This is a genomic window from Streptomyces sp. UH6 (assembly GCF_013421635.1).
In the GTDB taxonomy this organism is placed as follows: Bacteria; Actinomycetota; Actinomycetes; order Streptomycetales; family Streptomycetaceae; genus Streptomyces; species Streptomyces abyssomicinicus.
Genome location: NZ_JACADT010001352.1, coordinates 1 through 1,177 on the forward strand (window position 1 = coordinate 1; position 1,177 = coordinate 1,177).

At 73.6% G+C, this 1,177-nt stretch carries 2 protein-coding genes; one reads left to right on the forward strand and one right to left on the reverse strand.

Annotated elements, in window-relative coordinates; genetic code table 11:
- Window positions 1-217 (reverse strand): TetR/AcrR family transcriptional regulator (locus HW445_RS31815; protein ID WP_180224232.1); only part of this gene is annotated, 217 nt, incomplete at its 3' end.
- 184 nt (window positions 218-401) lie between these two features.
- On the opposite strand from HW445_RS31815, the gene HW445_RS31820 reads away from it, so the two are divergent.
- Entirely contained in the window at window positions 402-1,169 is a 768-nt protein-coding gene (locus HW445_RS31820; protein ID WP_180224233.1) for an SDR family NAD(P)-dependent oxidoreductase, read from the forward strand.
- Window positions 1,170-1,177 lie beyond the last annotated feature (8 nt).

Genomic DNA, 1,177 nt, shown 5'->3' on the forward strand with positions numbered 1-1,177 from the left:
GGAAGTAGCGCCATAGGGTCCGGGTGGACAGCCCCGCGGCGGCGGCGATCTCGTCCGCGGAGGTGCCGGCCACGCCGTGGGCCGCGAACAGGCGCACCGCCTGGCGGGAGATGTCCAGCCGGGTGGCGGCCTTGCGGCGCTCGGTCAGTGGCGGTCTGCCGGTGCGCCGGGCGGCGGGCCGCGGTGCGGACGGCGCGGCGGGTGAGGTGAACTCCATCGCTCTCTTCCTCGCCTCGGTGTGCGGGAGGGGGCTGGGGGCCGGTCTGTCGTGGGGCTGTCACTGTACGTCACCCTCTTCCTGTCACTACACGCCTTAATGGCACGGCGCGACAGAAAGTTGTACGGTCGACCCGCGCCCACCGCCGCAGGGGCGGCGCGGCGCTGTGAGGGAGCACCAGGAAATGAGCAACGTGACCGGCCTGGCCGGCAAGAGCGTGATCGTCACGGGCGCCGGTTCCGGCATCGGCCGGGCGGCGGCCCTGCGCTTCGCGGCGGCGGAGGCGAAGGTGCTGGTCGCCGATCTGAACGCGGAGACCGCGCGGGAGACCGTGGAGCTCGTCGAGGCCGCCGGCGGCACGGCGGTGGCGGTCGCCGGCGACCTCGGCGACCAGACCGTGGTCGACCGGGTGGTGGACACCGCGGTCGAGCGGTTCGGCACCGTGGACGTGCTGGTCAACAACGCGGGCATCATGGACCGGATGTCCGCCGCAGCCGACGTCTCCGACGCCGAGTGGGAGCGCGTGATCCGCGTCAACCTCACCGCGCCGTTCATGCTGACCCGCGCCGTGCTGCCGCACATGCTGGCCGCGGGCGGGGGCGCGATCGTCAACACCGCCTCCGAGGCGGGCCTGCGCGGCAGCGCCGCCGGCGCCGCCTACACGGCGTCCAAGCACGGCGTGATCGGCCTGACCAAGAACCTGGCGGTGATGTACCGCGGCAAGGGGATCCGTGCCAACGCGGTCGCCCCGGGCGGCGTCGCCACCAACATCAAGGTGGAGGCGGAGCAGGGCGCCCACGGCCCGGCCACCATAGCCCCGTACTTCCAGAACATCGGCGCGGTGACCACCGCGGAGGACCAGGCGGCGGCGATCGTCTTCCTGGCCTCGGACGCCGCCGCGGGGATCAACGGCGCGATCCTGCCGGTCGACAGCGGCTGGTCGGCCGTCTGACGGCCTGC